Below are 6622 nucleotides of genomic sequence, written 5' to 3'. Positions count from 1 at the left end.
GACAGACAGGGTGTCGTCCACCCAGATGGCGCCGACGCCGGCGGCGTGCGGCCGCCCGTCGGGGCGGACGGTCCCGACGAAGAACGTCAGGTCTTCCTTGGGGGTCTGGGTGGCGAGGAGGTCGCGCGCCCTGCTCCACGGCAACGCCGCGGACCCGGATCGGTCGAGGTTCTGGGTTTTCGTGGGTTCGGTCATGCCTACGCGTCGAACGGAAGGACGGCGGATCGACACGCGGCGAGAGTTTTCGCGCCACCCGGGTCGTCGTCGCTGGTGGCCGGGACGATCGCCAGCTCGTCGATCCCGGCGTCCGCGTACTCGGCCGCCTTCGCCGTGATGTCCTCCGGCGAACCGAGAAGGCCCACCGTCGCGATCGCCTCCACCGGGACCGCCGCCAGCAGTTCGCGCGGGTGCGGGCGCGTGCGCGCGAAGTCGACCAGGTCGCCGAAGCCCGCCGCGCGGAACATCTCGCCGTACCCGGGCGCCGCCAGGTAGCCGACCACTCCGCGCCGCAGCTGTTCGAGGGCTGCCGGGTCCGGGTCCACAGCGGCGACCACCCAGGCGGCCACTGGCGGGGGCGTGGTGCCCGCCCGCGAAGCGGCTTCGTGCAGACCTCGTACCAAGGACGCCGCGGCCGCAGGGCTGACCAGGTTGACCACCATCCGGTCGGCGTGCCTGGCCGCCACCTCCAGGGCCTTCGGACCGAACGCGGCGATCGTCAAAGGTGACTTCGGCGCGGGCAGCCGCAACCGATAGCCGTGCGAACCCACCACCGAACCGTCCGCTGTGGACTTCTCACCGGAAACCAGCTGCCGGACGGCGACCGCGGACTCCGCCAGCGCCGTCGCGGAACGATCACGCGACCGGCCGTGCCAGCCACGCACGACGACGTCGCTGGACGTGCCCAAGGCGACCCCGGTCGTCCGTCCGGTCAGGGCCGCAACGGACGCGACGCCCATGGCGATCGTCGCCGGGTCGCGCACGGTCACGGCCAGTGGCCCGAACGTCAGCGAGATCCGCGAAGTCGCCGCGCCGATCGCGGTGCCGAGCGCGAAGGCGTCCCAGGTCGCCATCTCGCCGATCCACAGCTCCGGGTAGCCCGCGGCCTCGGCGGCGCGCGCGGTTTCGAGGGCTTCCTCCGGCGGGCGGTCCTGCCAGAGGCCCAGCGACACCGAAAGCTTCATGCGGAAGCCTGCACGATCATGGTGACCACCGTGGTGAACGAGCCGCCGACGTTCAGCGTCAACGCCGTCCGCGCGCCGTCGACCTGCGTCTCGCCCGCCGTGCCGGTCACCTGCCGGGCCGCGTCGAGCAGCATGCGGACGCCGGTCGCGCCGACGGGGTGGCCGAGGCCGATCAGGCCGCCGCCCGGGTTGATCCCGGCCGCGTCGAGCCCGCCGCCGGCGATGAACCGGCCACCGTCGCCGGGCGGCGCGGCACCGAGGTGCTCCAAGGCGACCAGGCCGGTGATCGTGAAACAGTCGTGCAGCTCGACGACGTCGAGCGCGTCCGGCCCGGGTAGGCCCGCTCGCCGGTAGGCGTCGGCGACGGCGCCGTGCAGGTGCGGGAACAGGTACTCGCCCCCGGCGGCGAGCTTCTCGGCGAGACCGATGTGCGCGGTGCGGTGCCCGAAGCCGGCGATGCGCGGGAAGCCACCACCGAGCCGGCCGGCGAACGTGGGCGAAGCCAGCAGGACCGCCGCGGCGCCGTCGGTGATCCGGCCGCAGTCCTGCTTGCGCAGGCGGCCCTCGATGACCGGGTTCAGGGCGTCGTCGGACCCGAACGCGCCGTCCGGGAACCGCCAGTCGCGGGCCTGCGCCAGCGGATTGCGCGCCGCCCGGGCGAAAGCGTGCTCGGCGAACAGCCCGAGGTGGCCGGGATCGAGGCCATAGCGCGCGTCGTAGGCGTCGGCGACCTCGGCGAACAGCGCCGGCCAGGCAAACTTCGCGGAGACGGCTTCGTGACCGGCCCACGCGGCGGACCCGAGGTGCTCGGCGGCCCGCTGCCCGTCGGTGTTGCGCATCAGCTCCACACCGACGACCAGCGCCAAGTCGTAGCGGCCCGCTTCGAGGTCCGCACACGCGGCGAGCACGGCCGTGCTGCCGGACGCGCACGCGGCTTCGTGCCGGGTGCTGGGCACGCCGTCGAGCTCCGGCACCGCGGCGACCAGCACGCCGCCCAGCTGGGCCTGGCCGGTGAACAGCTCCGCCGCGAGGTTCCCGACGTGCGCGACCTCGACGTCGGCGGCCGAGACCCCGGCGTCCGCGAGGGCGGCCGGCACGACCTCGGCGAACAGTTCGAGGATCCCCCGCCCTTCTTTCGTGACGTTGCGCGCGAAGTCGGTCTGCGCCCCGCCCAGCACGAACACCGTCATGACCTCACCCCAGGCTTTCCCGCAGCAGCCGCTTCAGGATCTTCCCCACCGGGTTGCGCGGCAAGGACTCCGCGTACTCGAGCCGTTCCGGCAGCTTGAACGCGGCCACCTTCTTCTCCCTCAGGTACGCGACCAGCTCGTCCAGGGACGGCTTGCGCGCACCCGGCACCACGACCGCGCACAGCCGCTCCCCCATGACCTCGTCGGGCACGCCGACCACCCCGACGTCGGCGACGTCCGGGTGCCCCGCCAGCAGGCCCTCGACCTCGGCGGCCGAAATGTTCATGCCGCCGCGGATCACGAGGTCCTTCAGCCGGTCGACGTACCGCAGGAACTCCCCGCCCTCGCCGTCGATCTCGAAGACGTCGCCGGTGCGGAAGTGCCCGTCTTCGTCGAACGCGGAGGTGTCGAGCGGCTCGCCCACCTCCGTGAGGTAACCGGCGAACACCGTCGGCCCGGCGATGTGCAGCTCGCCGGGGCGCCCGGATTCGGTCACCCGCTCGCCGGTGACCGGGTCGTGCAGCCGCACCGACGTCCACCCGGCCACCGGGGTCGACCAAGTGGCGGCGGAGGCGTAGTTCGGGAAGTAGGTCGCGCGCTGGTCCGGGTCCGGGATGTCCACCGGACCGGACAGCAGCGCGGTGCCCTCGTTCGAGCCGAAGAAGTTGATGATGTCGATGCCGTACCGCTCGGCCCAGGTGCGCACCAGCCACGGCGAGAGCGGCGCCGAGCCGGACCCGATCTTCCGCAGGGCCGAGATGTCCACTCCGGACAGGATCTTTTCGTTGTGCAGAAGCATGGTCAGCAACGCCGGCGGCGCGAGGGTGTAGGTCACGCGCTCGGCCGCGAGCTGCCCCAGGAACACCGGCAGGTCGAACGGGTGGTGGGGGACGAACACGGCGCCGGTCAGCAGCCACGGCAGGAACATGCCGCCGATGCCGGCCATGTTCGTCATCGGGAACGGCGAGAGCAGGACGTCGTCGCGGGTCATCCCGGCGGCCTGGACACAGCCGGCGGCTGTCGCCAGCCAATCTCCGTGGCAGCGCGGCACGGCCTTCGGCTCGGCTTCGGTGCCGGACGTCCAGCAGATCGTGACGCAGTCGTTCACGTCGGCTTCGGTCAGGTGCGAGTCCAAAGCGGATTTGTCCGCTTCGGACAGGGGAGCTTCGGGCCAGGCCAGGGCGCCGGCCGGTTCGTCGTCCCCTCTGGCGACGACGAACCGGACCGACAGCGCCGAAGCGCCGATTAGCCCAAGGGCCGCCCCGGCGAGCGGGTGCTCGCCGTATCTGGATGCCGTGATCACCCCGACCGCCCCGGTGCGCCGGCACATCGGAACCATCTCGTGCTCCCGGTAGGACACCGGGAACGGGGTGACGACCGCGCCGATCCGCACGATCGCGAGGAACGCCTGGACCAGGGCCGAGCAGTTCGGCAGCTGCACAGCCACTACGTCACCTGCTCGCACCCCTCTGGCGAGCAGGAACGCGGCCAGGACGTCGACGCGTTCGTCGAGCCGGTTCCAGGTCCACCGCACCGGATCGCGTCCGACCAGTGCGGTGGTGTTCGGTGGATCGACCAGCGCGAGACCCTCCGGGTCGGCACTGACCCGCTCCTTCACGAGCTGGTCGATCGTCTCCGCACTCCACCATCCCCGTGTCCGGAAGTCCCGGGCACGACCCTCTCGATGGCATCTCATGAGCGGAGGTTGTCCAGCTGGTCCGCCCGGACCCAGGTCGCGTGAAAACCGAGCGGGACACGCTGGGGAAGCAGGACCCTGGCCACGGGTCCGGCAGCGAGGTCGGCGGCGTCGAAGATGTCCAGTTCCGAGCGTCCCTCGCGCTCGTCCTGCACGAACGTCACCAGATACCCGTCCGCCGAATCGACGGGTGCTCCTTCGCGGGGTGCGAACGGAGCCTCACTGCCCCACCGGCCGGGACCGAACCGGTATTCGGTCTTCGTACCGGCAAGATTGTCGTGGCGCACCAGCCCGTCGAACTTCAGCGTCGACTCGGGCGAAATGTGCACCGCGTAGGAGTACCGGTTCCGCCGTCCGACGCCGCGGGCGTCGACGGTCGGGAACTCGGTGTTGTCGTCGTCGAGCGCGCTTTCGCGGCACGCGCCGGTCCGCAGGTCGAAGCGGTAGCGGTGCAGCTGGGCGTCCAGCCGCAGGTAGGACAGCATCTTCGCGAGCGGCGTGTGTGCGTCGGCACGCGGCTGCGGGCGCTGCACACGGCAGACGTCGAGGACGACTTCGCCGCCCTCTTCCCAGGCGTTGACGACGTGGTAGATGTAGCACGGGCTCGCTTCGAACCACCGGATCTGGCTACCGTTCCCGTAGCGTGGCAGCACGCCGAACCGGCTCGGCAGCGAGCGGTCGAAGTGCAGCTTGTGCCGGCCCTGCTTCGCCGCCGCCAGGTCCTGGACCAGCGGCAGGTCCATCAGCACCGCGTAGTGCTCGGTGATGGCCATGTCGTGCGGCAGGCGCGGGCCCGGCAGTTCGATGTCGGTGGTGGTCACGACCTTGCCGTCCGCGCTGATCACGCCGTAGCGCAGGTACGGCGGGCGCGGCCCGTAGTCGAACCAGAACAGCTCGCCGGTGGCCTCGTCGACCTTCGGGTGGGCCATCATGTCGCCGGCCAGCGTGCCGAGGAAGTCTTCGGCGCCGAGGGTCTCCAGCGAAAGCGGGTCCACCGCGTACGGCGAGCCGCACAGGTACCAGGTGGCGAGGATCCGGCCGCGGTGGAAGACGACGTCGGTGTTGGCGTTGTCCTTGAGCCCGAGGCCGTGGGAATTGCCGAAGGGGTTGTCCTTCGGGTTCTCCATGACGCCGGTCCAGAGCGCCTTGCCGGCGGCGGACTCGGCCTCGAAGGCCTTGGTGCGGATCCAGCGGTTGCGGTAGCGGGCCTTGCCGTTCTCCAGGTGGACCGCGTGGATCATGCCGTCGCCGTCGAACCAGTGGTAGCGGCCTTCCGGGGCGAACCGCGGGTTCGGGCCGTTGCGCAGGTAGACGCCGTTGAGGTCCTTCGGGATCTCGCCGATGACCTGCAGGTCTTGGGCGTCGATCTCGGTGCCGACGGGGGCGTAGACGCCGAGCAGGTAGGGGTTGTCCTCGCCGGTGTCCGCCGTCCGGGCCACCATCAGCGGCTGTTCGGAGGTGCTGGTCATCGGGCTGCTCCCTGGCTGCGCGGGCTGATGGAGAAGAGACTATGATTTGTGTACCCAGGTGTCAATAGGCTTCTTCTGATGTAGCCAGGTGTTACCCTGAGGTCGTCGTGTAACGAGGGGGAAGTGGTGACCGAAGCGTCTGCACACCGCGTCCGGCCGGCGGGGGATCCGCTGCGCCGGGCGCTCGAACTGGTCGGCGACCAGTGGACGCTGCTGATCCTGCAGAGCCTGTTCCTGCGCTTCCGCCGGTACGAAGAGCTGCGCCTGCGACTGGGCATTTCGCCGACGGCGTTGGCGGGACGGCTGCGGGACATGGTGGACGCGGGCATGCTCATCCGGGTGCCGTACCGGGACGCGCGGCGGACGCGGCACGAATACCGGCTGACCGAGCGCGGCCTCGAGCTGTGGCCGCTGCTGATCTCGATCTGGGCGTGGGAGCGCGAGTGGGTCGAAGGCCGGCGCGAAGTGCTGCCGACGCTGATCCACCTCGACTGCGAGCTGGCTACATCAGCACCCCTCGGTTGCGCCGCCTGCGGCCGCCGGGTCGACGCGCGCGACGTCCGCGCGGAACGGCTGGACAGCACCGGCGTCGCGGCGGCGACGGCGTCCAAGCGCTTCCGCCGCAAGGACGCCGAGTCCCTGGCCGGCGACCCGCTGATGTTCTTCCCGGACACGATGGAGCTGCTCGGCGACCGGTGGTCGACCGGGCTGCTGGTGTCGGCGCTGCTCGGCTGCCGGCACTTTTCGGAGTTCGAGCGCGAGCTGGGCATCGGGCCGAGCGTGCTGTCGGGCCGGTTGAGCAAGCTGGTCGAGGTCGGCGTCCTGCGCACCGGCGTGGCGAAGACCCGCACCGACGCCCGCGACTACCGCCTGACGGCGAAGGGCCTGGCGTTCTTCCCGGCGCTGGCGTTCATCGCGGAGTGGTCGCGCGGGTTCGAGGTGACGGGCCAGGAGCCGGACATCACGTTGCACCACGTCGAGTGCGGCGAGCGGCTGCGCCCGATACTGCTGTGCGACCACTGCGGCCGCCCCCTGACCCGCAAGTCGGTCCAGTTCGGCGGCGTACCGTCCCCCCAACGCTGACGA

6 protein-coding genes are annotated in these 6622 nt (G+C 71.2%); 1 reads left to right on the top strand and 5 read right to left on the bottom strand.

Annotation, left to right across the window (positions count from 1 at the left end; translation table 11 throughout):
• From ACFVYA_RS40690 to ACFVYA_RS40670, 5 genes are all read right to left on the bottom strand, one after another.
• On the bottom strand, positions 1-195 hold a 195-nt coding region (locus ACFVYA_RS40690; RefSeq protein ID WP_387052761.1), incomplete at its 3' end, for a pyridoxamine 5'-phosphate oxidase family protein.
• Between the two features lie 2 nt (positions 196-197).
• A complete protein-coding gene (locus ACFVYA_RS40685; protein WP_387052759.1) occupies positions 198-1181 on the bottom strand; it encodes an LLM class F420-dependent oxidoreductase in 984 nt (327 codons plus the stop codon).
• A complete protein-coding gene (locus ACFVYA_RS40680) occupies positions 1178-2371 on the bottom strand; it encodes an acetyl-CoA acetyltransferase (RefSeq protein ID WP_387052757.1) in 1194 nt (397 codons plus the stop codon). The genes ACFVYA_RS40685 and ACFVYA_RS40680 overlap by 4 nt, the downstream gene beginning before the upstream one ends.
• 4 nt (positions 2372-2375) lie before the next feature.
• Positions 2376-4067, bottom strand: a complete 1692-nt coding sequence (locus ACFVYA_RS40675) for a class I adenylate-forming enzyme family protein (RefSeq protein WP_387052755.1) — start codon at positions 4065-4067, stop codon at positions 2376-2378.
• Positions 4064-5536, bottom strand: a complete 1473-nt coding sequence (locus ACFVYA_RS40670; protein WP_387052753.1) for a carotenoid oxygenase family protein — start codon at positions 5534-5536, stop codon at positions 4064-4066. The genes ACFVYA_RS40675 and ACFVYA_RS40670 overlap by 4 nt, the downstream gene beginning before the upstream one ends.
• A 126-nt stretch (positions 5537-5662) precedes the next feature.
• Between ACFVYA_RS40670 and ACFVYA_RS40665 the strand changes: the two genes are divergently transcribed.
• Positions 5663-6619, top strand: coding sequence for a winged helix-turn-helix transcriptional regulator (locus ACFVYA_RS40665; protein ID WP_387052751.1), 957 nt, complete (start codon positions 5663-5665; stop codon positions 6617-6619).
• Positions 6620-6622 lie beyond the last annotated feature (3 nt).

Source organism: Amycolatopsis sp. NPDC058278, assembly GCF_042881395.1.
Classification (GTDB): Bacteria; Actinomycetota; Actinomycetes; order Mycobacteriales; family Pseudonocardiaceae; genus Amycolatopsis.
This window is presented reverse-complemented; position numbering and strand designations above follow the sequence as displayed.